This window comes from Pseudomonas sp. GL_103 (genome assembly GCF_057835175.1).
Window position 1 is genome coordinate 5,856,321 of record NZ_CM174420.1, and the last position, 25,198, is coordinate 5,881,518.

Below are 25,198 nucleotides of genomic sequence, written 5' to 3' on the forward strand. Positions count from 1 at the left end.
TCCTACGGTTTTTTTGAAGTTGCTGTTTGCAGATAGTGTTCTGCAACGTCCAGCATTCGGTTGGCAAAACCCCATTCGTTGTCGAACCAGGCCAGGATGTTCACCAGCCGTGGGCCGGAAACGCGGGTCTGACTGGCATCGACGATCGCCGAATGTGGGTCATGGTTGAAATCACAGCTTGCGTGGGGTAGCTCGGTGTAGGCCAGCAGGCCTTTGAGCGGGCCGCTGGTGGCGGCTTCGCGCAGGATCCGGTTGACCTCGGTGGCGTCGGTCGCAGTGGCGGTCTGCATCGTGATATCGAGGCAGGACACGTTGACCGTCGGCACCCGCACGGCTTTGGCCTGAATTCGGCCAGCAAGTTCCGGCAGCAGGCGTTCGATACCTCGCGCCAGACCGGTGGACACCGGAATCACCGACTGGAACGCCGAACGGGTACGGCGCAGGTCTTCGTGGTGATAGGCATCGATGACCGGCTGATCGTTCATGGCCGAGTGAATGGTGGTGATCGATACGTAGTCCAGGCCAATGGCCTGATTCAGCAGGCGCAACAGCGGCACGCCGCAGTTGGTGGTGCAGGACGCGTTGGACACCAGCAGTTCGTCGCCGGTCAAGCAATCCTGGTTCACGCCGTAGACGATGGTGGCGTCGACGTCCGTCTCGCTGGCCATCGGCTGGGAAAACAGCACACGCGGGGCGCCGGCGTCGAGGAAACGCTGGCCATCTTCGCGCGTGTGATAAGCGCCGGAGCACTCCAGCACCAGATCGACGCCCAGGGACGCCCAATCGATGCCTTCGGGGGTGGCACTGCGCAGAACCTTCACGCAGTCGCCATTGATATGCAGACAATCGCCGTCGACCTTCACTTCGCCGGGGAACCGGCCATGGGTGGAGTCGAAGCGTGTCAGGTATTCGATGCTGGCCATGTCCGCCAGATCGTTGATCGCGACAATCTCGAACCCGGCCTTCTCGCCTCGCTCGAACAACGCACGCAAGACGCAACGACCAATCCGGCCGTAGCCGTTGAGTGCAACTTTGTAGGGACGCGGTTGAGGCATGGGGTTCTCGATAGACGCAGGCAGATCGAAATCTAGTTAACAACGCAAACCCTGTAGGAGCTGTCGAGTGAAACGAGGCTGCGATCTTTTGATCTTGGTTTTGAAGATCAAGATCAAAAGATCGCAGCCTCCGGCAGCTCCTACAAGGGACCGCGGTGGTCGTGAAACCACCGCGTCGTGTTTAGTCTTCCAGCAGCTCTTCAGCCTGACCCAGGATGTTTTCCAGGGTGAAGCCGAACTCCTCGAACAACGCAGACGCAGGCGCCGACTCGCCGTAGGTGGTCATGCCGATCACGCGGCCTTCCAGGCCCACGTACTTGTACCAATAGTCCGCATGGGAAGCCTCGATGGCGATACGGGCGCTGACCTGCAACGGCAGGACCGATTGCTTGTAGCCGGCTTCCTGGGCATCGAACACGCTGGTGCACGGCATGGAAACCACGCGAACCTTGCGGCCTTGCTCGGTCAGTTTGTCGAAGGCTTGAACAGCCAGGCCGACTTCCGAACCGGTGGCGATCAGGATCAGCTCAGGCTCGCCCGCGCAGTCTTTCAGCACGTAGCCACCACGGCTGATGTCGGCGATCTGGCCGGCATCACGGGTTTGGTGCTGCAGGTTTTGGCGCGAGAAGATCAGGGCCGAAGGACCGTCCTTGCGCTCCAGTGCGTACTTCCAGCTCACTGCCGATTCAACAGCGTCGGCTGGGCGCCAGGTGTCGAGATTCGGCGTGCAGCGCAGGCTGGCCAGTTGCTCGATTGGCTGGTGAGTCGGGCCGTCTTCGCCCAGACCGATGGAGTCGTGGGTGTAGACGTGGATCACACGTTGCTTCATCAGGGCCGACATGCGCACCGCGTTGCGCGCGTATTCCATGAACATCAGGAAGGTCGCGCCGTAAGGCACCAGGCCGCCGTGCAGGGCGACGCCGTTCATGATCGCGGTCATGCCGAACTCGCGCACGCCGTAGTACATGTAGTTGCCGCTGGCGTCTTCGGCGGTGACGCCTTTGCAACCTTTCCACAGGGTCAGGTTGGAACCGGCCAGGTCAGCCGAACCGCCGAGGAACTCAGGCAGCAACGGGCCGAACGCGTTCAGGGCATTCTGGCTGGCTTTACGGCTGGCGATGGATTCGCCCTTGGCGGCCACTTCGGCGATGTAGGCCGAGGCTTTTTCGCTGAAATCAGCTGGCAGATCGCCGCTCAGACGACGTACCAGTTCGCTGGCTTCAGTCGGGAACGCGGCGGAGTAGGCCGCGAAACGCTGATCCCACTCGGCTTCCACGGCGCGACCGGCTTCCTTGGCGTCCCACTCGGCGTAGATATCGGCCGGGATTTCGAACGGGCCGTGATTCCATTTCAGCGCCGCACGGGTCAGGGCGATTTCCGCGTCACCCAGTGGGGCGCCGTGGCAATCTTCCTTGCCTTGCTTGTTCGGCGAACCGAAGCCGATGGTGGTCTTGCAGCAGATCAGGGTTGGCTGATCGCTTTTGCGCGCAGTATCGATGGCCGTCTTGATCTCTTCCGGGTCATGACCGTCGACGTTGCGGATCACTTGCCAGTTGTAGGACTCAAAACGCTTCGGGGTGTCGTCGGTGAACCAGCCTTCGACTTCGCCATCGATGGAGATGCCGTTGTCATCGTAGAAGGCGATCAGCTTGCCCAGGCCCAAGGTACCGGCCAGGGAAGCGACTTCGTGGGAAATGCCTTCCATCATGCAGCCATCACCCAGGAACACATAGGTGTGGTGATCGACGATGTTGTGGCCAGGACGGTTGAACTGCGCCGCCATGACTTTTTCAGCCAGGGCAAAACCCACGGCGTTTGCCAGGCCTTGGCCCAGTGGACCGGTGGTGGTTTCTACACCCGGGGTGTAGCCGAGTTCCGGGTGGCCCGGGGTACGGCTGTGCAGTTGACGGAACTGCTTCAGGTCATCGATCGACAGGTCGTAGCCGGTCAGGTGCAGCAGCGAGTAGATCAGCATCGAGCCATGGCCGTTGGACAGCACGAAGCGGTCACGGTCGGCGAACGATGGATTGCTCGGGTTGTGCTTGAGGTAGTCGCGCCAAAGTACTTCGGCGATATCTGCCATACCCATCGGGGCACCGGGATGGCCGCTGTTGGCTTTTTGCACGGCATCCATGCTGAGGGCACGAATGGCGTTGGCACGCTCACGACGGCTAGGCATCGCTGTTCTCCTGGGGGCTTGAATAAAACGAAACGGAAAAAAGGCGAGCATTTTCCCTCACCGGGCCGCCTCGGGGCAATGACAGATAGTCATCTGAAGGCGTTTTTCCAATGGATAACGACGTATTCGCCTGGTGAAACCCTTCCGCCGTCCGTTTGTTGACTGAAGCTAACGTCCGGAAGTGCCATCTATCGAGCAATATCAAAACTTTTTGATATTGCTCTTGCGATACCTTCGACCCATGACTAGACTGCCGGCCTTATGAATTTACGCGTGCCCTCCATTCAACATGACGATTGCGATGAGCTGGCAGCCTTGTGCAAGGCTGGCGGCGATCCCCTGCGTTTGAATGTTTTGCGCGCACTGGCCAACGATTCGTTCGGTGTGCTGGAACTGGCGCAGATCTTCGGCATCGGCCAGTCAGGCATGAGCCACCACCTCAAGGTACTGGCCCAGGCGGACCTGGTGGCGACGCGCCGCGAAGGCAACGCGATTTTCTACCGTCGCGCCCTGCCCCACACCGAACTGCTGGGCGGCAAACTGCACGCAGCCCTGCTCGAAGAAGTGGACAACCTGACGCTGCCGACCGACGTACAGTCGCGCATCACTCAGGTCCATGGACAACGGGCGGCCGCCAGCCAGGATTTTTTCTCACGGGTGGCGGAGAAGTTTCGCGCCCAGCAAGACTTGATCGCCGGCCTGCCGCAATACCGCGAAAGCGTGGTGGCCCTGCTCGACAAGCTGAGCTTCGACAAAGACGCCACGGCCATTGAAGTCGGCCCCGGCGATGGCGCATTCCTGCCGGAACTGGCGCGCCGCTTCGCGCAAGTCACGGCGCTGGATAACAGCAGCGCGATGCTCGAGCTGGCGCGCCAGGTCTGCGAACGCGACAAGCTGACTAACGTCAGCCTGCAATTGGCCGATGCATTGAACGGCGTCAGCCTCAAGGCCGATTGCGTCGTACTGAACATGGTGCTGCACCATTTTGCCGCGCCGGCCGATGCGCTCAAGCACATGGCCAATTTGCTGCAACCAGGCGGTAGCCTGTTAGTGACAGAGTTATGTAGCCACAACCAGAGTTGGGCCAAGGAGGCCTGCGGTGATCTCTGGCTGGGGTTTGAACAGGACGATCTGGCCCGTTGGGCCACCGCTGCGGGACTCGTTCCCGGGGAAAGCCTCTATGTAGGCTTACGTAATGGTTTCCAGATCCAGGTCCGCCATTTTCAGCGACCGGCTGGCGACACTCACCATCGGTAATTTCAGGAAAACATCGAGATGAGCGAATACTCCCTTTTCACCTCCGAGTCCGTGTCTGAAGGGCATCCGGACAAAATCGCCGACCAGATTTCTGATGCGGTGCTGGACGCCATCATTGCTGAAGACAAGTTCGCCCGTGTGGCTTGCGAGACTCTGGTGAAAACGGGCGTGGCGATCATCGCCGGCGAAGTCACCACCTCCGCCTGGGTTGACCTGGAGCAGATCGTTCGTGACGTGATCACCAACATCGGCTACACCAGCTCCGACGTCGGCTTCGACGGCGCGACCTGCGGCGTGATGAACATCATCGGCAAGCAGTCCCCTGACATCAACCAGGGTGTCGACCGTGCCAAGCCTGAAGATCAGGGCGCCGGCGACCAGGGCCTGATGTTCGGCTACGCCAGCAATGAAACCGACGTGCTGATGCCTGCACCGATCACCTTCTCGCACCAACTGGTGCAGCGCCAGGCTGAAGCTCGTAAATCCGGCCTGCTGCCGTGGCTGCGTCCGGACGCCAAGTCGCAAGTGACCTGCCGTTACGAAAACGGCAAGGTTGTCGGTATCGACGCCGTCGTTCTGTCGACCCAGCACAACCCGGAAGTGTCGTACAACGACCTGCGCGAAGGCGTGATGGAGCTGATCGTCAAGCACGTACTGCCTGCCGAACTGCTGAGCAAGGACACCCAGTTCCACATCAACCCGACCGGCCAGTTCATCATTGGCGGCCCGGTGGGTGACTGCGGCCTGACCGGTCGCAAGATCATCGTCGACAGCTACGGCGGCATGGCCCGTCACGGCGGTGGCGCGTTCTCCGGCAAGGATCCATCGAAGGTTGACCGTTCGGCAGCCTACGCCGGTCGTTACGTGGCCAAGAACATCGTTGCCGCTGGCCTGGCCGAACGTTGCGAGATCCAGGTTTCCTACGCCATCGGTGTTGCCCAGCCGACTTCGATCTCGCTGAACACCTTCGGTACCGGCAAGATCAGCGATGACAAGATCGTCAAACTGGTCCGCGAAGTGTTCGACCTGCGTCCATACGCGATCACCACCATGCTCGACCTGCTGCACCCGATGTACCAGGAAACCGCTGCGTACGGCCACTTCGGTCGCACCCCGGCGACCAAGACCGTTGGTGACGACACTTTCACCACGTTCACCTGGGAAAAAACCGACCGCGCCGACGCCCTGCGTTCTGCTGCCGGCCTGTAAGGTTTCCCCGCAACACCCGAAGCCCCGCACGGTTCGCGCCCTGCGGGGCTTTTTATTGGGATTCGTTTTACACCGCGCCGCAGCCTTCGCGAGCAAGCCCGCGAAGAGGCCAGTCCAGGCACCAGAAACACTCGGTAAAACCCCCGACTGCCATGCCAACTGATACTGACCTAGCCTTCACGCACCTCACCGAGCAAGGACGCTCAAGATGCTTCCCGACCTGCGCCTGTTTTTCGCCTTTCTACTAACCCTTGCCCACCTGACCGCCAGTGCCGCCGAGTGCCCTGACTGGCCATCCGAACGCGCCCAGAACGAAGTCGGCAAACTGCAACAACAAATCGACTTCTGGGACGACAGCTATCACCGTCAGGGACGATCACTGGTCGCCGATGAACTCTACGACCAGTCCCGCGCGCAACTGACCCAATGGCGCCAATGCTTCAACCTGAGCCCGTCCGCAGACCCCTTGCGCACTGCACGCGGCACGCTGCCTCACCCCATCGCCCACACCGGCCTGGACAAACTGCACGATCAGCCCGCCGTGGAAAAATGGCTGCGTGACCGGGTGGGCGTCTGGGTCCAGCCTAAAATCGATGGCGTGGCGGTGACCCTGGTTTATCGCAGCGGTCTGTTGGCCCAGGCAATCAGCCGCGGCGACGGCAAGAGCGGCCAGGACTGGACGGCTCCTGCGCGGCAGATTCCGGCCATCCCGCAACGCCTATCGCAGGCCCGGGACTTGATCGTGCAAGGTGAACTGTATTGGCGCCTGACCGATCACGTGCAGGCCCGGGCCGGTAGCCTCAATGCTCGTGGCTCGGTGGCCGGCCTGATGGCACGCAAGGTCTTGAGCGCCAAACAGGCCGCCAACATCGACTTGTTTGTCTGGGACTGGCCCCAAGGGCCGGCGAGCGTGCCCGAGCGTGCTGCGGCGCTGACTGCACTGGGCTTCCCGAGTACCACGGCATACAGCCAGCCCATTACCTCCGTCGTCGATGCCGAACGCTGGCGCGAGCACTGGTATCGCTCTGCCTTGCCCTTTGCCAGCGACGGCATCGTCCTGCGCCAGAACCAGCGCCCGGCCGCCGAACGCTGGCAGGCCAGGTCACCCTACTGGGCCATCGCCTGGAAATACCCCTTCGCCCAGGCACTGGCCGAAGTCCGCCAGGTTCACTTCAGGATCGGCCGGACCGGGCGGATCACTCCGGTACTTGAACTGACCCCGGTGCAGCTCGATGACCGGCAGATCAAACACGTCAGCGTCGGCTCGTTGCAACGCTGGCAGGCGCTGGACATACGCCCGGGTGACCAGGTCGCCATCAGCCTGGCCGGGCTGACCATTCCCAGACTCGATAGCGTTGTACTGCGCAGCAGCGAACGCGTCGAATTGAACGTGCCGCTGGCAGAGGATTTTCATTCATTGAGTTGCTGGCAACCGACTCCGGGGTGTGAGAGCCAGTTTCTCGCGCGCCTGACCTGGCTCAGCAGCAAACAGAGCCTGGCGCTGCCCAATGTGGGTCCGGGGACGTGGGAAAAACTTCTTGCAACAGGTCGCCTGAACAGTCTGCTGGATTGGTTGACCCTCGATGCCCAAGAGCTTGCTACCATTGACGGTTTCGGCGAGCGCAGCGCGGTTCGCCTTGCGGACAGCTTCAACCAGGCCCGGCAACGCCCGTTCGTACACTGGCTCAAAGCCTTGGGATTGCCGCCGACAGGCCAGGCGCATCTCGGCGATTCATGGCAGGTACTGGCCCAGCGCGACATCGAACGATGGCGGGCCGAGGCCGATATCGGGCCAGGGCGCGCGGCGCAACTGAGCGCTTTTTTCCGCGACCCGCAGGTCCTGGCCTTGAGTGAAACGTTACGTGATGCGGGGATTGACGGCTTTTAGCTGTTGGCCCTGTGCCCACCGGGAACCCCAGGGGACCGCTGGGCTCCAACAAGCCATTGCCACACCGGCCTGCTTGCTTTCCTACATGGAGCTTTTATGAAATTTCTTTCACCGCTCGCCCTGTTGACCCTTTGCAGCGTGCTGGCCACCCCGTTGATGGCGGACGAGGACGCGCCGGGGCTGACCGGTTGCGCCGCCAAGAAGCAAGGTATCGTCAACCAGATCGAATTGGCCAAGGTCCACGGCAACGCCGACCAGCAGGCAGGCCTGGAAAAGGCACTGAGCGAAGTCGAAGCGAACTGCACCGACGCCTCACTGAAGAAGGAACGGGAAAACAAGGTGCTCGACGCCAAGCACGAAGTCAGCAAGCGTCAGGCGGACCTCGACAAGGCCATGAGCAAAGGCGACCCCGACAAGATCAACAAGCGCAAAGACAAACTCGCCGATGCCCGCAAGGAATTGCAGAACGCATTGGATGAGCTGGATAAATAAACAAGCAACACCCAAGGCTAACCGTGGCGAGGGAGCTTGCTCCCGCTGGGCTACGAAGTAGCCCCAAACCAGCCATCCTGGACATCAGATCGAACCCGACAGCCAATCAACGTCTGCTGCGCAGCCGAGCGGGAGCAAGCTCCCTCGCCACAACAGCAGACCGTCGCAGCCGAGAATCAATGATCCCGAAACGCCTTATGACAAGCACTGCAAGCATCTTCGACTTTCTGCACCGCCGGCCCCAGGTTGCTGGCCTTGTAGGGTTGAACCTGGCTGGCGATCACCAATTCTCCGGTGGCGCCTTCAAGGTCACGGGCCATTGCCTGGAAGCGCGCCTGCTGCTCCCAGACATCACTCTTGGCGCTGGTGTGATCTTCCTCGCGCACCTGCGGAAAATGCTGCCACGGCTCACGGGACAACCCATCGAGTTTCACCGCGCCCTCGGCGAACTTCGGGCCATCGAACGCAATGCGTCCACGCAACATGCCGCCAAGGTCTTCGCCAGTCTTGAGCATCTGCTTGAAAATGGCCTTGCGCTGGCCGAGCGGCGAGTTGGGGTCGATACCACCACAAGCGGACAACGTCAGGCAGGCCAGCAATACAACAGAAAGTCTTTTAAGAGTCATGGTGGCTTCAGGTCACTGGAAACGGCGGCCAGTATCCTCGCGTCATCGGCAAAGACCAATAGCCCTATTATCAACAAGGGTTGCTTGAGCACATGGAGCGCTCAGGTAACCGGCAAAGGAATCACCCCATGAACAGTCGTTTCAAGGCATGGCGTCACAGCCTGACCTGGACTCTGCCGATGGTGGCCCTGCTCGCAGGCTGCACCGGCGGCGACAACCAACAACCGAAAACCCACGCCCTGGCCACCTACTCCAGCGCCACTTGGGAAGCGCTGCCGGCGGTGTCCGACAGCGACCTGGTCGCCGGTTTCGGTTCCTGGCGCAGCGCCTGCACTCGACTCAAGGCCGACCCGGTCTGGGGTGGTACCTGCGCAGCGGCTGCCAATGTGCCGCAAACCGCCAGCGACATTCGCGGTTTTCTCAAACAGAACCTCGATGTCTATGGCCTGCGGGCCGCCAACGACAACCCCAACGGCCTGATCACCGGCTACTACGAACCGGTCTATCCCGGGAGCCTGACCCAGACTGGCGCTGCCAATGTCCCGGTCTATGGCGTTCCCGAGGACATGATCATCGTCGCCCTCGACAGCATTTACCCGGAACTCAAGGGCAAGCGCCTGCGCGGGCGACTCGAAGGTCGCGTGCTCAAGCCGTACGACGATGCGGCAGCCATCGAAAGCAAAGGGGTCAAGGCGCCGGTCGTGGCCTGGCTGACCGATCCGATGAACCTGCAGTTCCTGCAAATCCAGGGTTCGGGTCGTATCCAGCTCGACAATGGTCGCCAGTTGCGCATTGCCTACGCCGATCAGAACGGCCATCCGTATCGACCGATCGGCCGCTGGCTGGTGGAACAGGGCGAATTGAAAAAAGAAGACGTGACCATGGGCGCCATCAGCACCTGGGCCAAGGCCAATCCGTCGCGAATTCCCGAACTGCTCGGCAGCAACCCCAGCTACGTGTTCTTCACCCGCAACCCGGACAGCAATGAAGGTCCGCGCGGCTCGCTGAACGTACCGTTGACCGCCGGTTACAGCGCGGCGGTGGATCGCAAGGTGATTCCGCTGGGCAGCCTGTTATGGCTGTCCACCACCAGACCGGACGGCACTGCCCTGGTTCGCCCGGTGGCAGCACAGGACACCGGCGGCGCCATTGCCGGCGAGGTTCGGGCGGATCTGTTCTGGGGCACCGGCGATGCGGCCGGGCAACTGGCCGGGGACATGAAACAGCAGGGGCAGATCTGGATGCTCTGGCCCAAAGGTGCGGTGCTACCGCAAGTGCCGCAGGTGGCGGACAAACTTTAACGTCAAAAGATCGCAGGCTTCGCCAGCTCCTACAGGCACACTCGACACCCGGTAGGAGCTGGCGAAGCCTGCGATCCTTTGATCTTGCCTTTAAACCGACACCACAAAGAAACTCACGATCAACCCCATCCCCACGAACCACATCAACGACCGCAGCGTCGCCAGGTCTGTCAGATAGAAAATGATGTAGAGCAGACGGCTGGTGATGAACAACACCGACAACACATTGATTGTCACCAATTCGGCGTTACCTGCCAGGTGCGCCACGATCACCGCGGCTGCGAACGCCGGCGTCACTTCAAAACTGTTCAGCTGCGCTGCATTCGCCCGCTTGCCCAAACCCTCCAGGGAATCGAGAAACCCTCGTGGATCATGATTGTGTCTCAAACCGTATCCGCCGCTGACCTTCGCCACGGCCGTGCACACGTACGGCAGGAAAATCGCGATCAAAATGCACCACAGAGCAACCGTCATAAAGCAGTCCCTTCTTCACGTTTCAGAACAGTCAAAATTTCATGACCAAAATGCCGATCAGCACCAGCCCACAAGCTAAGAGGCGCGGCCCGCCAAAGGGTTCTTTGAGGTAACGCATGCCAAACAGCACCACCAGGATTACGCTGATCTCGCGCAACGCCGCCGCCTCTGCAATCGAGCCCAATTGCATCGCCCACAGCACCAGAGCGTAGCTGAACAACACGCAGAACCCGACGGCCAGGCCCAATCGCCACTGCTCGCGCCAGAACAACATGAACGCGGGCCGTTTGCGCACCAACGCCAACAGCGGAAACGGCCAGGCACTGAGCAAGGTGACCCAGACCAGGTAATCCAGTGGATGGGACCAGCGCCGCAATGCCTGCCCGTCAATGTAGGTGTAGCAACCGATACACAGGCCGATCAGCGCCACCACCGGCAACATCGACCACGGCAAACGCGCACCGCCACCGCCCTGCCAGAGCAGGCACAGCATGCCGAACGGGATCAGCAGGATGCCGAAAATCTGCTGATGGGTCAGCACTTCCCCGGCAAAGATCAGCGTCAGCGCCAGCACCACCAACGGTGACAGGCCGCGCATCAATGGATAGACCAGCCCGAGATCGCCGACCCGATAGGCCTGGATCAGCAAATAGCGATAGAGCAACTCGAAGGCCGCCGATGCCAGGATCCACGGCCAGATCTCCAGTGGCGGCACGCTCAGGAACGGCAACATCAGCACGACAAAGAGCAGCGCCACGCTGTCCATGCAGGCCACCACCAACAGTCGTTCCGCACTGAACTTGATCAGGGTATTCCACGCCGCATGCAACAGCGCCGCCACCAACACCAACGCCGTCGCAAGCACGGCCTACTCCTTTTGTTGTCTCCACGATCCTTGTAGGGGCGCAGAGAATTGATTCGCCATATTTCAGTGGCTGTTTATACTGCAAGCGACCACGCCGCACTCAGTTGCGCACAGACTAATTCCAATAAAAATTCTGCCCGGCCCGCTCTCGTCGAGAACGGTCGTCGGCCTGCGTATGCCTGATCACAGCGTCAAGACTACCGACAGAGACCTTGCGCATGCCACTCGCTTTGCTTGCCCTCGCTGTTGCCGCGTTCGGCATCGGCACCACTGAATTCGTCATCATGGGTCTTTTGCCCGATGTCGCCCGCGACCTCAGCGTGAGCATTCCCGATGCCGGGCTGCTGATCACCGGCTACGCCCTGGGCGTGGTGTTCGGTGCACCGATCCTCGCCGTCGGCACCGCCAACATGCCGCGCAAGGCCACGCTGTTGGGCATGACGCTGATGTTCATCCTCGGCAACATGCTCTGCGCGCTGGCGCCGAACTACGCCACGCTGATGGCCGCGCGCGTGATCACGGCACTGTGCCACGGCGCATTTTTCGGCATCGGCTCGGTGGTGGCCGCCGGGCTGGTGGCCCCCAACAAACGCGCTCAGGCGATTGCCATGATGTTCACCGGCCTGACCCTGGCCAACGTGCTCGGCGTGCCGCTGGGCACAGCACTCGGGCAATACGCAGGCTGGCGCTCGACCTTCTGGGCAGTGTCGGTGATCGGGGTTCTGGCGGCGATTGCGCAATGGGTCTGGCTGCCGAAAAACATCGCGATGGATAAGGCCAACCTGGCCAGCGAGTTCAAGGTGCTGGGCAAGGCCAACGTACTGCTGGCCCTGGGCATGAGTGTGCTGGCCTCGACCAGCCTGTTCAGTGTGTTCACTTACATTGCGCCGATCCTGCAAGACATCACCGGTGTCAGCCCCCACGGCGTCACCATCATGCTGCTGTTGTTCGGCGTTGGCTTGACCGCCGGCAGCATGCTCGGTGGTCGTCTGGCGGACAGCCGCTTGCTGCCTTCGCTGGTGGGCATGGCGCTGGCGGTGCTGGTGGTGCTGGCGGCATTCACGCAAACCAGCCATTCGGTGATCCCGGCGGCAATCACGCTGGTGCTGTGGGGGACATTCGCCTTCGCCCTGTGCCCGATCCTGCAACTGCTGATCATCGATCAGGCCCACGAGGCACCGAACCTGGGCTCGACCCTGAACCAGAGCGCCTTCAACCTGGGCAACGCGGCCGGCGCCTGGATCGGCGGGCTGGTGGTGGCCAGCGGCGCCGATCTGGCAGACCTGCCCTGGACCGGCGCGCTGGTCAGCGGACTGACTGTGGTGACTGCACTGTTCTTCATCTATCGCCAGCGTCGCGGTGCGGCTGCACTCGATGTAGTGGGCTGAACATCACCTTGATGGTTTTTTGATCTGCTGCGGATCGGGCGCCTCGCTCTGATCCGCTGATTTTTTCGGCGACCCGCTTTCGCTGCGAATCTGCGCATGGCTGATCAGCGCGAAAATAAAACTGCCACCGATGATGTTCCCCGCCAGCGTCGGCCCGGCGAACACCAGCCAGAAATCACTCCACGGCAACTCGCCGGCAAATACCAGATACGAAACCTCCAGCGAACCGACCACGATGTGGGTGAAATCCCCCAGCGCCATGAGGTAGGTGATGAGGATGATGATCCACATCTTGGCGCTCTCCATGGACGGGATCATCCAGACCATGGTGGCGATCATCCATCCGGAAATGATGCCCTTGGCGAACATCTGGCTGGCGTGGTTTTCCATGACCTTGCGGCCGATATCGAGGAAGGCGACATCGGTCTTGCTGTCGAAAATCGGCAGTTCCAGCATCACGTACGCCACCAGCAAGGTGCCACAGAGGTTGCCGACCAATACCACCGTCCACAGCCGTAGCAGCCGGCCGAAGTTGGCCAGCGTCGGCCTGGTCATCACCGGCAGCACGGCGGTCAGAGTGTTTTCGGTGAACAGTTGCTGACGGGCGAGGATCACCGCGAGAAAACCGGCGCAATAACCGAAACTCGCGAACACCTTGAATCCTTCGCCATCCGGCAAGCGCGAATTGAGCAACCCCATGCCCATCAGCGACAGGCCCATGGTCAACCCCGCCGCCAGCGCCGACCACCACAACGCGCCAATGCTGCGGTCCAGTTCCTGATCGCCCTGGGTACGGATGATCTCGTGCAGCACCGCGGCACGGGGTGGCTGGCTCTTTTCGACTTCGTGCTCTTCTTGCGCCGAAAGGTTCGGGGTCTTGCCGTCTTGTGCCGAGTTCATGGGATGCGCAACCGGTGGCGGGCTATTTAGCTACGACACGCGGGGTTCACGGCTGTTCAGTACTCAGACAATTCTTCGGTGAATACAGAACCGCTTTCGCGAGCAAGCCCGCTCCCACATGGACGGCGCTGTACCTGTGGGAGCGGGCTTGCTCGCGAAGAAAGCAACGCAGATGTTACTGACCGGCGTCATCATCCTGGAACTGGTCCTTGACGTACTTGATCTCGGTCCGGCCGTGAGGCGCCGGCAAGCCGTCTTCACCGAGGTTCACGAACACCATTTTTTCAACGGTGAGGATGCTCTTGCGGGTGATCTTGTTACGCACTTCACACGTCAGGGTGATCGAAGTTCGGCCGAATTCGGTCGCCGTGATGCCCAGTTCGATGATGTCGCCCTGGCGCGAGGCGCTGACGAAGTTGATTTCGGAAATGTACTTGGTGACCACACGCTGGTTGCCCAACTGAACGATGGCGTAGATCGCCGCCTCTTCGTCGATCCAGCGCAGCAGGCTGCCGCCAAACAGCGTGCCGTTGGGGTTGAGGTCTTCGGGTTTTACCCATTTGCGGGTGTGGAAGTTCATGTTCACTCCTGAGCGTCTTGCCGAATGATGCTGACCATCATGGCAGAGCCCGACCTAGAGCTCTATTGAGCATCGTCTATGGTCTCGATTACCGTTCGGACATTGACCGACAGAAACGCTTTGGAAGATCGGCATAGCCCGCTATAATCGCCACCGTTTCAAAACGGTAACCTCTACTTGATACCGTTTTCCCGCCACCTGTCCGAGGGGCGCTGCAGCAGGTTCGACCTGTCAGGCTCGGATGGGGCGTTGCCTGGCCTTCAGTGGCTGGACACTAAACGCACAACGGCGCCCATTCGCATACATTACGAATGGAGGCTCTTCATGAGCGCTGTTATCACGCCTGCAGATTTTACCGACTACAAAGTCGCCGACATGTCCCTGGCTGCCTGGGGCCGTCGCGAAACCATCATCGCCGAATCCGAAATGCCAGCCCTGATGGGTCTGCGTCGCAAGTACTCCGAAGAGCAACCGCTCAAGGGCGCGAAGATCCTCGGCTGCATCCACATGACCATTCAGACTGCCGTGCTGATCGAAACCCTGGTTGCCCTGGGTGCCGAAGTGCGCTGGTCGTCCTGCAACATTTTCTCGACTCAGGACCAGGCCGCCGCTTCCATCGCCGCTGCCGGCATCCCTATTTTCGCCTGGAAAGGCGAGACTGAACAAGAGTACGAGTGGTGCCTGGAGCAAACCATTCTGAAAGATGGCGCGCCTTGGGATGCCAACATGATCCTCGACGACGGCGGCGACCTGACCGAACTGCTGCACAAGAAATACCCGGCCGTTCTGGACCGCGTTCACGGCGTGACCGAAGAAACCACCACAGGCGTTCACCGCCTGCTGGACATGCTGGCCAAGGGCGAGCTGAAAATCCCGGCCATCAACGTCAACGACTCGGTGACCAAGAGCAAGAACGACAACAAGTACGGCTGCCGTCACAGCCTGAACGATGCGATCAAGCGCGGCACCGACCACCTGCTGTCCGGCAAGCAAGCGCTGGTCATCGGCTACGGCGACGTGGGCAAGGGTTCGGCCCAGTCCCTGCGTCAGGAAGGCATGATCGTTAAAGTCTCCGAAGTCGACCCGATCTGCGCCATGCAAGCCTGCATGGACGGTTTCGAACTGGTTTCGCCGTTCATCGACGGTATCAACACCGGTACTGAAGCGAGCATCGACAAGGCACTGCTGGGCAAGATCGACCTGATCGTGACCACCACCGGTAACGTCAATGTTTGCGACGCAAACATGCTCAAGGCCCTGAAGAAGCGTGCCGTTGTCTGCAACATCGGTCACTTCGACAACGAAATCGACACCGCTTTCATGCGCAAGAACTGGGCATGGGAAGAAGTGAAGCCGCAGGTTCACAAGATCCACCGTACCGGCGCTGGCGATTTCGATCCGCACAACGACGACTACCTGATCCTGCTGGCCGAAGGCCGTCTGGTTAACCTGGGTAACGCCACCGGCCACCCTAGCCGCATCATGGACGGTTCGTTCGCCAACCAGGTTCTGGCGCAGATCTTCCTGTTCGGCCAGAAGTACGCCGACCTGTCGCCAGCCCAGAAAGCCGAGCGCCTGACCGTTGAAGTACTGCCGAAGAAACTCGACGAAGAAGTGGCCCTGGAAATGGTCCGCGGCTTCGGCGGCGTAGTGACTCAACTGACCAAGACCCAGGCCGACTACATCGGCGTGACCGTCGAAGGTCCGTTCAAGCCGCACGCTTACCGCTACTGATACCTTAAATGACAACACGGTGTGCCTGGCGCACCGTGTTGTCTGGTTCGCTGGCAAGCCAGCTCCTACAGGGTTTATGTCGCACTTGCAGGAGCTGGCTTGCCAGCGAAGGCGTCGTGACGGACACACCGTTTGGCTTTCGAGTTTCCAAGGATATGACCATGTCCCAAGATCGTCGCTACAGCTTCGAGTTCTTCCCTACGAAGACCGATGCCGGGCAAGAAAAGCTGCTCGCCACTGCTCGCCAGCTGGCCGCCTACAACCCCGATTTCTTCTCCTGCACCTACGGCGCCGGCGGTTCGACCCGTGATCGCACGCTGAACACCGTGTTGCAGCTAGAAAGCGAAGTCAAAATCCCTGCCGCCCCGCACCTGTCCTGCGTGGGCGATAGCAAAGCTGACCTGCGCGGCCTGCTGGCCCAGTACAAGGCCGCCGGCATCAAGCGTATCGTCGCCCTGCGCGGCGACCTGCCTTCGGGCATGGGCATGGCCAGCGGTGAAATGCGCCACGCCAATGACCTGGTTGAATTCATTCGTGAAGAAACCGGTGATCACTTCCACATCGAAGTCGCCGCTTACCCGGAAATGCATCCGCAAGCGCGCAATTTCGAAGACGATGTGGCCAACTTCGTGCGCAAGGCCAAAGCTGGCGCCGACAGCGCGATCACCCAGTACTTTTTCAACGCCGACTGCTACTTCTACTTCGTGGAACGCGTGCGGGCGCTGGGTGTGAACATCCCGATCGTGCCGGGCATCATGCCGATCACCAACTACAGCAAGCTGGCGCGCTTCTCCGATGCCTGCGGTGCGGAAATCCCGCGCTGGATCCGCAAGCAACTGGAAGCCTACGGCGACGACACCCAGAGCATTCAGCGCTTTGGCGAACAGGTCATCACCGAGATGTGCGAACAACTGCTGCAGGGTGGCGCTCCAGGGCTGCACTTCTACACCCTGAACCAGGCTGAAGCGAGCCTGGCGGTGTGGAACAACCTGAAGTTGCCGCGTTAAAAGTCGTTAAAGCAAGGCCAAAAGATCGCAGCCTGCGGCAGCTCCTACAGAGAAATGTGTATTCCCTGTAGGAGCTGCCGCAGGCTGCGATCTTTTGCTTTCAACGCACTATTAATGTGCGGCAATCCACGGAGTTAGAGCATCTGCGGTCAGTTTCTGGCTCTTTCCGGTTTCTCGTCGTAATCTCAAGCCCATGCCTTTGATCACGCAGTTAGTCGCCGTGCTTGTCTTCACTTGCCTGAGCTTTACCGCCCGGGGCGAGAAGCTGCGCATTGTCACGGAGCCGTGGGCGCCCTACGTATACGAAGACAACAACGGCAAATCCCTGGGTCTGGACTACGAAACCACCGCCATTGTCTTCAAGCGCCTGGGCATCGAAGTGGAGTGGCAATTCCTGCCATGGAAACGCTGCCTGTCGATGCTTGAATCAGGCCAGGCCGACGGCGCGCTGGACATCTTTCACAGCGACGAACGCGATGCGACCCTGCTCTACCCCAGCGAACCACTGTCTGAAGTCCAGTTCGTGATGTTCTACGCCAATGAACGGCCCCATCCGTTTCGCACCCTCGATGACTTGCAAGGCCTGACCATCGGCACCTCGCCAGGTTACCTGTACAGCAAGGATTTCAGCGATTCGACGCTGTTCACCCGCGAGCCGGCCCCCACCCATGAAGCCAACTTCGGCAAACTGGTACGCGGACGAATTGACCTGCTGATCACCGATCGCCGGGTCGGCCAGCATTTGCTCGACGAACTGGGCATCCGCGACAAGATCACCGAAAACCCCACGATCATCAGCCAGCAAAGCCAGTTTCTCGCGGTACGGCGCAATGCGGGCATGGATCTGCTGGTCCAGCGTTTCGGCGCCGAACTCAAGCGCTTCAAGCGCGAGCCCGCCTACGCTGAACTGAGTGCCCGCTACGGCGCGGAACCGGCAGCCAGCGTGAAGGCAGAAAAGGCCACGGCTGCCGCGGAAAAAACCGTTGAGCAGCAGGAAAGCGGCGCGCAGTGATTGCTCTGTTATACTCCGGCCTTCCCGCCAGGCTCACGCCCGGACGCTCGGAATCGTTAAAGGCATCTCAACCCCGCTACTGCGCAGCTTTCAGCCCGCGCGAGCGCTTGCAGACGAGCCTTCGAGACCCAGCAGGACCGGACGGGATTGCGTCCTCTTAAACGCGATTCGCGCCAGGCAAGACTCCCATTGGGCCAAGCCCTAACTTAAAACAGGATTACTCATGTCCTTTGCTTCCCTCGGTCTCTCCGAGGCTTTAGTCCGCGCCATCGAGGCAGCGGGCTATACCGAGCCTACTCCGGTGCAACAGCGGGCCATTCCCGCCGTGTTGCAAGGTCGCGACCTGATGGTCGCGGCACAGACAGGTACTGGTAAAACCGGCGGTTTCGCCCTTCCGATCCTGGAGCGGTTGTTCCCCAACGGTCACCCGGACAAATCCCAACGTCACGGTCCGCGCCAGCCGCGCGTACTGGTCCTGACCCCGACTCGCGAACTCGCAGCCCAAGTGCATGAAAGCTTCAAGGTCTATGCCCGTGACCTGAAGTTCGTCAGCGCCTGCATCTTCGGCGGTGTCGGCATGAACCCGCAGGTTCAGGCCATGTCCCGTGGTGTAGACGTGCTGGTGGCCTGCCCTGGCCGCCTGCTCGACCTGGCCGGCCAAGGCAGCGTCGATCTGTCCCACGTGGAAATCCTCGTGCTGGACGAAGCCGACCGCATGCTCGACATGGGCTTCGTCCATGACGTGAAAAAGGTCCTGGCCCGTCTGCCGGCCAAACGCCAGAACCTGCTGTTCTCGGCGACCTTCTCCAAGGACATCACCGACCTCGCCGGCAAGTTGCTGCACAACCCGGAACGCATCGAAGTCACGCCGCCGAACACCACAGTCGAGCGTATCGAACAGCGCGTATTCCGTCTGCCGGCCAGCCACAAGCGTTCGCTGCTGGCGCACCTGATCACCGCTGGCGCCTGGGAACAGGTACTGGTGTTCACCCGCACCAAGCACGGCGCCAACCGCCTGGCCGAGTACCTGGACAAGCACGGCCTGAGCGCCGTCGCGATCCACGGCAACAAGAGCCAGAACGCCCGCACAAAAGCCCTGGCCGACTTCAAGGCCGGCACCGTGCGCATCCTGGTGGCCACCGACATCGCCGCCCGTGGCCTGGACATCGACCAGTTGCCACACGTGGTCAACTTCGAACTGCCGAACGTCGATGAAGACTACGTGCACCGTATCGGTCGTACCGGCCGTGCCGGTCGTTCGGGCGAGGCGATTTCGCTGGTAGCCCCGGACGAAGAGAAACTGCTGAAAAGCATCGAACGCATGACCAGGCAGAAAATCGCCGACGGCGACCTGATGGGCTTCGATGCCAGCACCATCGAGGCGGAAAAACCTGAAGTGCGCGAGCGTCCGGACATGCGTAACCCACGCAATCCACGTGGCCCGCGCGGCGACGGTCCGAACGGCAGCGGTGGCGGCGGCGGTCGCAAGGACAAAGGCAAGGACAAGGGCAAGGAAAAACCGGCCGGCGAGCGCGGTGAGCGCCCGGCCCGTCAGCAGAAGCCACGTGAAGGCACTCCGGCTCGCGAACAGCGTCCGTCGCAGCCTCCTCGTGCCGCCGCTGACCGTGCCCCGGACGAGTTCCTGGACGACGATATCGATAACTTCGGCAACCGCGTCGACTACGTGCCACAGCAGAAACCTGCTCAAGGCCGTGGTCGCCGTCCGGGTGCTCCGGCACAAGGCACCGCGGCAGGTTCGGGCGCTCCACGTTCCGGCAAGCCACAAGGTCGCCAGAACGGTCCGCGCAACAGCGATGGCGCCAGCACCGGCACCCCACCGGCCAAGCGTAGCGGTCCTCGCAGTGGCGCACCGCGCGACGGCCAGGCCCGCCGCGAAGACTCGCGCAATCGCCGCCCGGCCCGTGACGACCAGCCGCGTTCGGAGCCTGCCGTACAGAACCCGCGCGGTCCGGCGCCGAAGATCATGCACAAGGAGTCGAAGGCTGACCGCTTCCCGACACCTGAGCAGCTGGATCAACTGCCAAGCCGTCCTCGTGGTGAGAAACCAGCGCTGCTGACCCGCAATCGCTGAGTTATCGCTGCAATGAAAATGCCCCGGTTCGAAAGAGCCGGGGCATTTTTTTTGATCAGTACAAAACCCTGTGGGAGCGAGCTTGCTCGCGATGGCGGTGGATCAGTTACCTTCAATGTTGAATGTTTGACCGCTATCGCGAGCAAGCTCGCTCCCACAGGTTTGCGTAATCTGGCAGATAGCGCACGGCAATAAAAAACGCCCCTGATCGCAAGATCAGGGGCGTTTTTGGGTCAGGCGCGAAAGTTACTTCGCCTTGACGCCTTCAAAGGTCACGTACATCTCAACCGCATCGGACGATGGGCCCAGGTCTTTCTGCTTGCCGAAATCGGAACGCTTGAGGCTGAAAGTACCCTCAAAGCCTGCACGGTAGCCGCCCCATGGATCCTTGCCTTCGCCCAGGAAAGTGGCCTTGACCACGATTGGCTTGGTTACACCGAGGATCGTCAGGTCGCCAGCTACGTCAGCAGTGTCCTTGCCAGCGGCGTTTTTGCCGGTGGGTTTGACGCTGGTGGAAACAAACTTGGCTTTGCTGGCGTTCAGGAAGTCTTTGCTGGCGATGTGCTTGTCGCGCTCGGCGTTGTTGGTGAACACGCTGGCGGTGTTCACGTTGAACTCGATCTTGCTGTCTTCAGGCTTGGCAGCGTCGAAGCTGAACTTGCCGTCGATGTCCTTGAAAGTACCGGTGATGAAGCTGTAGCCCAGGTGGCTGACCTTGAAGTCAACAAAGGCGTGCTGGCCTTCTTTGTCAACCACGTAGTCAGCGGCCATTACGTTACCGGCGGACAACAGGGCGGAGCCGATTGCCAGAGCGGCCAGAGTCTTTTTCAACATGCTTTGTTTTCCTTTGGAGTCGAGGTTGAACTTCAGGAGTTGCGACCCAGCATTCGCTTGAGGGTCACATCACGATCGATAAAGTGGTGCTTCAATGCTGCCAACGCATGGAGGCCTGAAAAAATTACCAGCACCCACGCCAGATAGAGGTGAATCACGCCAGCGGTATCTGCCTGGTCCGGCAGTCCGGATACCAGCGCAGGGACTTCAAACAAGCCAAACACCGGGATACCGACACCTTCTGCGGTGGAAATCAGGTAACCGGCAATCAACACGGCAAACAGACTGAGGTACAGAAAGCCATGGCCGAACCTGGCGCCGAGGCGCGTCATGCGGCTGTAGCTGGACAGGGTCGGTGGCGGTGGGCTGATGAAGCGCCACAGCACCCGCAGCAACATCACACCCAGCAACACCAGGCCGATGCTCTTGTGCAGGTCCGGCGCGTCTTTGCGCCAGGTGCTGTAGTAGTCGAGCCCGACCATCCACAGCCCAAGCGCGAACAGACCGAAGACCGCCAGTGCCACAACCCAGTGAATGACGATACTGACCCAGCCGTAGCGGGAGGTAGAGTTACGTAGCTGCATTGCCTAGATCCCTGTAAGTGCTGGCCCAAGACTATCGAGTTATCTATCGAATTAAAGCGGAAAAATTTGCTTTGAAATATCGAAAAATACGATCAACAGTCTGAAGCCAGCGAATTAAGGAAAGATTAAAGTCGAAATTGTGAGAAAAAGTGAATACAAATCGGAGAACACCTGTATCAAAAGGTTTATTCGATTCTGGTCCCGATTTTTCTCCAGGCAAAAAAAACGCGGCCCTTGAGCCGCGTTTTTTTTACGCCTGAACGTTACTACGCCTTGGCATCCGCTGTCGGAGTCGCCGCAGGTTTAGCCACTGGCTTCTTCGCCGTCTCGGCTTTCTTCACCGGAGCCTTGGCCGGGGCTTTTTTCGCCTCGGTCTTGGCAGCCGGTTTCGCCGGAGACTTCTTGGCCGGTTCGGTTTTTGCCGGGGTTGCCGGCTTCGGTGCTTCGACCAGAGCCGGTGCAACGGCCGGGGCTTGTGCTGGCACAGGAGCAGGTGCTACCGGCTCAGGTGCCTTGACCGGCTCTGGCTTCTTCTCGTCATCCGAGCCGCCGAACAGGTTGCTGAAAAAATTGCCTTTCTTCGCCATCACCGCACCAGCACCCGCCGCTACGGCAACCGGACCCACTTTCGCCGGTTCGAACGACTTGCCCGCCGCCAGGTCTTCAACCTGGCCGGCTGCACGTTGACCGGTACGCAGCGCGCCTTCCAGGGTGCCAGGGTACAGGGTGTCGGTGTGTTCGCCAGCGAAGGCTACGCGCTGAATCGGGCGTTCCCACAGGCGCCAGAACTTGCTGATCTGGCCCGGACCGAAGGCCAGGTACGCGCCCCCCATCGACGGGTCGGTGCTGTAGCGACGGATTTCATAACCGGTGAACGAGCCACGGGCCTGTGGATAAAAAGCGTGCAGGCGAATCAGCACCTGATCGGCCATCTGCTTGTCGCCGAACGCCTGCATGACGCGGGCGTTGTCGCCGGACAGGTTGATCACCACGTTGGCACCGCCCTTCAGGGCAGGCTCGACCCACAACATCCCCAGGCCGGTGTTGCTGTAGATCTCGCCAGACATGCGCGCCTTGCTTTCCCACACCGGCGTCTTGAACTTGAGCATGATCTGGTCGCGCCAACCGTAGTTGGTACCCTTGATCGCCGCCAGGTGCTGGGCGTCCAGCGCCGGGATCATCTGGACCTTGTTCAGGGCGCGCAACGGCACGGCCAATACAACGTAGTCAGCTTTATAACCGACACTGTCGACTTTGACGGTCACGCCGTCCTTGTCCTGAATGATCGCCGAGACCGGGGAGCTGGTCTTGATGGTTTTCAGCTGCTTGACGAAGGCCTGGGCCAGCACCGTGCTGCCGCCGACCAGGCGCGAAGCACGCAGGTCACGATCGGAGACGCCACGGTAGACGCGGCTCTGCTGCGCGAAGTACAGCAGCGACAAGCGCGAAGGTTCGTCGTAGCGGGTGCGGATCTGCTGGTTGATCAACTGGCGAGCGGTGGCCGGCAGGTTCTGCTTGTCGAGCCAGTTCGACACGTTGATCTGATCCAGCGCGTGCAACGTGTTGTTGGCGGCCGGGTTCTGCGGGTCGTCGATCGAGCGCGCCAGGTCGTCCACGGTCTTGTCGAAACGCTTGAGCGCCTCGGCGGTGGCCGGCTGCTTGGTCGCCAGGTCGGCGGCGGAGAAATACTCGCCATCGATCAGGTAGCTCGGGGTCCGCACAAACTCAGGGGCCGGCGTGGTGCTCAGCTTTAAATTCGATATGTACTTGTTCAGCACCGGCTGGACCTTGTCGTTGCCGATCCACTCGCTGGTGGCCATGCCGGAACGACCGCCCAGGCTCGACTTGGCTTCCAGCAAGGTGACCTGCCAGCCCTTGTTCTGCAGCTCATACGCGGCAGTCAGGCCCGACAGGCCACCGCCGATCACGATCGCGGTTTTATCCTTGGCCAGCGCAGACACGCTGAACAGCCCCAACATCACCAGCGCACAGGCGCGCAGCCAACCGACAGACATTCAGCGAACTCCGGAATCACACGAGGAAAACAGCAGTTTTTGCGAGCCAGACGGCTCAAGAACCGCGAAGGATACGTCAGCCTTCAGACGCCCGCCAGCAACGTCTATCGGCCTGTACAAAGTAGCTCATTCGACACAATGGGTTGTCCCCGTGGCACGCATTGCATAGGCTTGCGCCATTGTTTGTCCGCGCTTGTCTCGGACCGCCTCCAGGAGAGTGAAAATGGGCCTGAATAATCAGTGGATGCAACGCGATCTCGCCGTGTTGTGGCATCCCTGCACCCAGATGAAAGATCACGAAAAACTGCCGCTGATCCCGATCAAGCGCGGGGAAGGCGTGTGGCTGGAAGACTTCGAAGGCAAGCGCTACCTCGATGCGGTCAGCTCCTGGTGGGTCAACGTGTTCGGCCACGCCAACCCGCGGATCAACCAGCGCATTAAAGACCAGGTCGACCAGCTCGAACATGTGATCCTTGCCGGCTTCAGTCATCAACCGGTGATCGAGTTGTCCGAACGCCTGGTGAAGATGACACCGGAAGGCCTGACCCGGTGCTTCTACGCCGATAACGGCTCGTCCTGCATCGAAGTCGCGCTGAAAATGAGCTTTCATTACTGGCTCAATCGCGGTCAGCCGAACAAAAAGCGCTTCGTCACCCTGACCAACAGCTACCACGGCGAAACCATGGCGGCGATGTCGGTGGGCGACGTGCCGCTGTTCACCGAGACCTACAAAGCGCTGTTGATGGACACCATCAAGGTGCCGAGCCCGGACTGCTACCTGCGCCCCGAAGGCATGAGCTGGGAAGAGCACTCGCGCAACATGTTCGCGGCCATAGAGCAGACCCTGGCCGAAAACCACGACACGGTCGCGGCGGTGATCGTCGAGCCGCTGATCCAGGGCGCCGGCGGCATGCGCATGTACCACCCGGTGTACCTCAAGCTGCTGCGAGAAGCTTGCGACCGCTACGGCGTGCACCTGATTCACGACGAAATCGCCGTCGGCTTCGGCCGCACCGGGACGATGTTCGCCTGCGAACAGGCCGGCATCCGCCCTGATTTCCTGTGTCTGTCCAAGGCCCTGACCGGCGGTTATCTGCCGCTGGCGGCGTGCCTGACCACAGACGAAGTCTACAGCGCGTTCTACGACGACTACCCGACCCTGCGCGCTTTCCTGCACTCCCACAGCTACACCGGCAACCCGCTGGCGTGCGCGGCGGCCCTGGCGACCCTGGATATTTTCGAAGAAGACAACGTCATCGAGAACAACAAGGCCCTGGCGCAGCGCATGGCTTCGTCGACGGCGCATCTGGTCGACCACCCGAACGTGTCCGAAGTGCGCCAGACCGGCATGGTGCTGGCCATCGAGATGGTCAAGGACAAGGCCACCAAGGAAGCTTACCCATGGCAGGAACGTCGTGGCCTGAAGGTGTTCCAGCACGCCCTTGAGCGCGGTGCTTTACTGCGCCCATTGGGCAGCGTGGTGTATTTCCTGCCGCCGTATGTGATTACCCCGGAGCAGATCGACTTCCTTGCCGAAGTGGCCAGCGAAGGGATCGACATTGCGACCCGTGACAGCATCAGCGTGGCAGTGCCGAAGGACTTCCATCCGGGGTTTCGTGATCCGGGTTGATGCTTGTTGCAGTTCCCTGTGGCGAGGGAGCTTGCTCCCTCGCCACAAATGCGATTCCGATCCAATTTTTAGAGAC

General features: G+C 60.6%; 21 protein-coding genes and 1 riboswitch. Of the genes, 11 read left to right on the forward strand and 10 right to left on the reverse strand.

Annotated features, from left to right (window positions below; translation table 11 throughout):
- Window positions 1–2 precede the first annotated feature (2 nt).
- Both epd and tkt read right to left on the reverse strand, forming a co-directional pair.
- Window positions 3–1,055 (reverse strand): erythrose-4-phosphate dehydrogenase, encoded by a 1,053-nt coding sequence (epd, locus tag AC3IP0_RS26440; RefSeq protein ID WP_008050248.1) that lies wholly within the window; start codon window positions 1,053–1,055, stop codon window positions 3–5.
- A 181-nt stretch (window positions 1,056–1,236) separates the two neighbouring features.
- On the reverse strand, window positions 1,237–3,234 hold the full coding sequence (gene tkt, locus AC3IP0_RS26445) for a transketolase (RefSeq protein WP_489317514.1): 1,998 nt from the start codon (window positions 3,232–3,234) through the stop codon (window positions 1,237–1,239).
- A gap of 261 nt (window positions 3,235–3,495) precedes the next feature.
- Here tkt and AC3IP0_RS26450 point away from each other — a divergent pair, with 261 nt between their 5' ends.
- From AC3IP0_RS26450 to AC3IP0_RS26465, 4 genes are all read left to right on the forward strand, one after another.
- Window positions 3,496–4,491 carry an ArsR/SmtB family transcription factor gene (locus tag AC3IP0_RS26450; protein WP_046039312.1) on the forward strand — a complete coding sequence of 332 codons (996 nt, stop codon included), beginning with the start codon at window positions 3,496–3,498 and terminating at the stop codon, window positions 4,489–4,491.
- An 18-nt stretch (window positions 4,492–4,509) separates the two neighbouring features.
- Window positions 4,510–5,700 carry a methionine adenosyltransferase gene (gene metK / locus AC3IP0_RS26455; protein WP_008050251.1) on the forward strand — a complete coding sequence of 397 codons (1,191 nt, stop codon included), beginning with the start codon at window positions 4,510–4,512 and terminating at the stop codon, window positions 5,698–5,700.
- Between the two features lie 208 nt (window positions 5,701–5,908).
- Complete coding sequence (gene ligB / locus AC3IP0_RS26460) at window positions 5,909–7,588, forward strand: NAD-dependent DNA ligase LigB (RefSeq protein WP_489317515.1); 1,680 nt, start codon at window positions 5,909–5,911, stop codon at window positions 7,586–7,588.
- A 96-nt stretch (window positions 7,589–7,684) separates the two neighbouring features.
- A complete protein-coding gene (locus AC3IP0_RS26465; RefSeq protein WP_489317516.1) occupies window positions 7,685–8,080 on the forward strand; it encodes a DUF1090 domain-containing protein in 396 nt (131 codons plus the stop codon).
- A 176-nt stretch (window positions 8,081–8,256) separates the two neighbouring features.
- Here the strand turns inward: AC3IP0_RS26465 and AC3IP0_RS26470 are convergent, their stop codons facing one another.
- Window positions 8,257–8,706 (reverse strand): c-type cytochrome, encoded by a 450-nt coding sequence (locus AC3IP0_RS26470; RefSeq protein WP_489317517.1) that lies wholly within the window; start codon window positions 8,704–8,706, stop codon window positions 8,257–8,259.
- Window positions 8,707–8,834: 128 nt separating this feature from the next.
- Here AC3IP0_RS26470 and mltA point away from each other — a divergent pair, with 128 nt between their 5' ends.
- Window positions 8,835–10,007 carry a murein transglycosylase A gene (mltA, locus tag AC3IP0_RS26475; RefSeq protein ID WP_489317518.1) on the forward strand — a complete coding sequence of 391 codons (1,173 nt, stop codon included), beginning with the start codon at window positions 8,835–8,837 and terminating at the stop codon, window positions 10,005–10,007.
- A gap of 90 nt (window positions 10,008–10,097) precedes the next feature.
- Here mltA and AC3IP0_RS26480 read toward each other — a convergent pair whose 3' ends face one another.
- Together AC3IP0_RS26480 and AC3IP0_RS26485 are read right to left on the reverse strand one after the other, a co-directional pair.
- Window positions 10,098–10,481 (reverse strand): MAPEG family protein, encoded by a 384-nt coding sequence (locus tag AC3IP0_RS26480; RefSeq protein ID WP_489317519.1) that lies wholly within the window; start codon window positions 10,479–10,481, stop codon window positions 10,098–10,100.
- A 31-nt stretch (window positions 10,482–10,512) separates the two neighbouring features.
- Window positions 10,513–11,346 carry an EamA family transporter gene (locus tag AC3IP0_RS26485; protein ID WP_057712956.1) on the reverse strand — a complete coding sequence of 278 codons (834 nt, stop codon included), beginning with the start codon at window positions 11,344–11,346 and terminating at the stop codon, window positions 10,513–10,515.
- A gap of 218 nt (window positions 11,347–11,564) precedes the next feature.
- On the opposite strand from AC3IP0_RS26485, the gene AC3IP0_RS26490 reads away from it, so the two are divergent.
- Window positions 11,565–12,734, forward strand: coding sequence for an MFS transporter (locus tag AC3IP0_RS26490; RefSeq protein ID WP_056726527.1), 1,170 nt, complete (start codon window positions 11,565–11,567; stop codon window positions 12,732–12,734).
- A gap of 3 nt (window positions 12,735–12,737) precedes the next feature.
- On the opposite strand, the gene AC3IP0_RS26495 is transcribed toward AC3IP0_RS26490, so the two are convergent.
- Window positions 12,738–13,634: a formate/nitrite transporter family protein gene (locus AC3IP0_RS26495; RefSeq protein ID WP_489317521.1), complete on the reverse strand. Its 897-nt coding sequence runs from the start codon at window positions 13,632–13,634 to the stop codon at window positions 12,738–12,740.
- 175 nt (window positions 13,635–13,809) lie between these two features.
- The gene (locus AC3IP0_RS26500; RefSeq protein ID WP_008050263.1) at window positions 13,810–14,214 is read right to left on the reverse strand and encodes an acyl-CoA thioesterase; all 405 of its coding nucleotides are present in this window, start codon (window positions 14,212–14,214) and stop codon (window positions 13,810–13,812) included.
- Window positions 14,215–14,412: 198 nt separating this feature from the next.
- Window positions 14,413–14,515, forward strand: a riboswitch (S-adenosyl-L-homocysteine riboswitch).
- 23 nt (window positions 14,516–14,538) lie between these two features.
- Between AC3IP0_RS26500 and ahcY the strand changes: the two genes are divergently transcribed.
- The 4 genes from ahcY to rhlE2 all read left to right on the forward strand — a co-directional run bounded on the left by ahcY (window position 14,539) and on the right by rhlE2 (window position 20,059).
- On the forward strand, window positions 14,539–15,948 hold the full coding sequence (gene ahcY, locus AC3IP0_RS26505; RefSeq protein WP_489326240.1) for an adenosylhomocysteinase: 1,410 nt from the start codon (window positions 14,539–14,541) through the stop codon (window positions 15,946–15,948).
- 161 nt (window positions 15,949–16,109) lie between these two features.
- Window positions 16,110–16,955, forward strand: coding sequence for a methylenetetrahydrofolate reductase [NAD(P)H] (gene metF, locus AC3IP0_RS26510; protein ID WP_056726523.1), 846 nt, complete (start codon window positions 16,110–16,112; stop codon window positions 16,953–16,955).
- 193 nt (window positions 16,956–17,148) lie between these two features.
- Window positions 17,149–17,967 (forward strand): substrate-binding periplasmic protein, encoded by an 819-nt coding sequence (locus tag AC3IP0_RS26515; protein WP_489317523.1) that lies wholly within the window; start codon window positions 17,149–17,151, stop codon window positions 17,965–17,967.
- A gap of 223 nt (window positions 17,968–18,190) precedes the next feature.
- Window positions 18,191–20,059 (forward strand): RNA helicase RhlE2, encoded by a 1,869-nt coding sequence (gene rhlE2 / locus AC3IP0_RS26520; RefSeq protein WP_489317524.1) that lies wholly within the window; start codon window positions 18,191–18,193, stop codon window positions 20,057–20,059.
- Between the two features lie 246 nt (window positions 20,060–20,305).
- Here the strand turns inward: rhlE2 and AC3IP0_RS26525 are convergent, their stop codons facing one another.
- The 3 genes from AC3IP0_RS26525 to AC3IP0_RS26535 form a co-directional block, all read right to left on the reverse strand.
- The gene (locus tag AC3IP0_RS26525) at window positions 20,306–20,893 is read right to left on the reverse strand and encodes a YceI family protein (protein ID WP_150755123.1); all 588 of its coding nucleotides are present in this window, start codon (window positions 20,891–20,893) and stop codon (window positions 20,306–20,308) included.
- A 32-nt stretch (window positions 20,894–20,925) separates the two neighbouring features.
- A complete protein-coding gene (locus tag AC3IP0_RS26530; RefSeq protein WP_489317525.1) occupies window positions 20,926–21,477 on the reverse strand; it encodes a cytochrome b in 552 nt (183 codons plus the stop codon).
- Between the two features lie 266 nt (window positions 21,478–21,743).
- The gene (locus tag AC3IP0_RS26535) at window positions 21,744–23,492 is read right to left on the reverse strand and encodes an FAD-dependent oxidoreductase (RefSeq protein WP_489326242.1); all 1,749 of its coding nucleotides are present in this window, start codon (window positions 23,490–23,492) and stop codon (window positions 21,744–21,746) included.
- 223 nt (window positions 23,493–23,715) lie between these two features.
- Here AC3IP0_RS26535 and AC3IP0_RS26540 point away from each other — a divergent pair, with 223 nt between their 5' ends.
- On the forward strand, window positions 23,716–25,122 hold the full coding sequence (locus AC3IP0_RS26540; RefSeq protein ID WP_489326243.1) for an adenosylmethionine--8-amino-7-oxononanoate transaminase: 1,407 nt from the start codon (window positions 23,716–23,718) through the stop codon (window positions 25,120–25,122).
- The last annotated feature ends 76 nt before the right edge of the window (window positions 25,123–25,198 follow it).

Coding starts and splice junctions, on each gene's coding strand:
- epd (WP_008050248.1), bottom strand. CDS start 1,055: ATGCCTCAACCGCGTCCCTACAAAGTTGCACTCAACGGCTACGGCCGG.
- AC3IP0_RS26495 (WP_489317521.1), bottom strand. CDS start 13,634: ATGAACTCGGCACAAGACGGCAAGACCCCGAACCTTTCGGCGCAAGAA.
- tkt (WP_489317514.1), bottom strand. CDS start 3,234: ATGCCTAGCCGTCGTGAGCGTGCCAACGCCATTCGTGCCCTCAGCATG.
- AC3IP0_RS26480 (WP_489317519.1), bottom strand. CDS start 10,481: ATGACGGTTGCTCTGTGGTGCATTTTGATCGCGATTTTCCTGCCGTAC.
- ahcY (WP_489326240.1), top strand. CDS start 14,539: ATGAGCGCTGTTATCACGCCTGCAGATTTTACCGACTACAAAGTCGCC.
- AC3IP0_RS26490 (WP_056726527.1), top strand. CDS start 11,565: ATGCCACTCGCTTTGCTTGCCCTCGCTGTTGCCGCGTTCGGCATCGGC.
- AC3IP0_RS26540 (WP_489326243.1), top strand. CDS start 23,716: ATGGGCCTGAATAATCAGTGGATGCAACGCGATCTCGCCGTGTTGTGG.
- AC3IP0_RS26450 (WP_046039312.1), top strand. CDS start 3,496: ATGAATTTACGCGTGCCCTCCATTCAACATGACGATTGCGATGAGCTG.
- AC3IP0_RS26470 (WP_489317517.1), bottom strand. CDS start 8,706: ATGACTCTTAAAAGACTTTCTGTTGTATTGCTGGCCTGCCTGACGTTG.
- rhlE2 (WP_489317524.1), top strand. CDS start 18,191: ATGTCCTTTGCTTCCCTCGGTCTCTCCGAGGCTTTAGTCCGCGCCATC.
- AC3IP0_RS26515 (WP_489317523.1), top strand. CDS start 17,149: ATGCCTTTGATCACGCAGTTAGTCGCCGTGCTTGTCTTCACTTGCCTG.
- AC3IP0_RS26465 (WP_489317516.1), top strand. CDS start 7,685: ATGAAATTTCTTTCACCGCTCGCCCTGTTGACCCTTTGCAGCGTGCTG.
- metF (WP_056726523.1), top strand. CDS start 16,110: ATGTCCCAAGATCGTCGCTACAGCTTCGAGTTCTTCCCTACGAAGACC.
- ligB (WP_489317515.1), top strand. CDS start 5,909: ATGCTTCCCGACCTGCGCCTGTTTTTCGCCTTTCTACTAACCCTTGCC.
- AC3IP0_RS26530 (WP_489317525.1), bottom strand. CDS start 21,477: ATGCAGCTACGTAACTCTACCTCCCGCTACGGCTGGGTCAGTATCGTC.
- mltA (WP_489317518.1), top strand. CDS start 8,835: ATGAACAGTCGTTTCAAGGCATGGCGTCACAGCCTGACCTGGACTCTG.
- AC3IP0_RS26500 (WP_008050263.1), bottom strand. CDS start 14,214: ATGAACTTCCACACCCGCAAATGGGTAAAACCCGAAGACCTCAACCCC.
- AC3IP0_RS26535 (WP_489326242.1), bottom strand. CDS start 23,492: ATGTCTGTCGGTTGGCTGCGCGCCTGTGCGCTGGTGATGTTGGGGCTG.
- metK (WP_008050251.1), top strand. CDS start 4,510: ATGAGCGAATACTCCCTTTTCACCTCCGAGTCCGTGTCTGAAGGGCAT.
- AC3IP0_RS26525 (WP_150755123.1), bottom strand. CDS start 20,893: ATGTTGAAAAAGACTCTGGCCGCTCTGGCAATCGGCTCCGCCCTGTTG.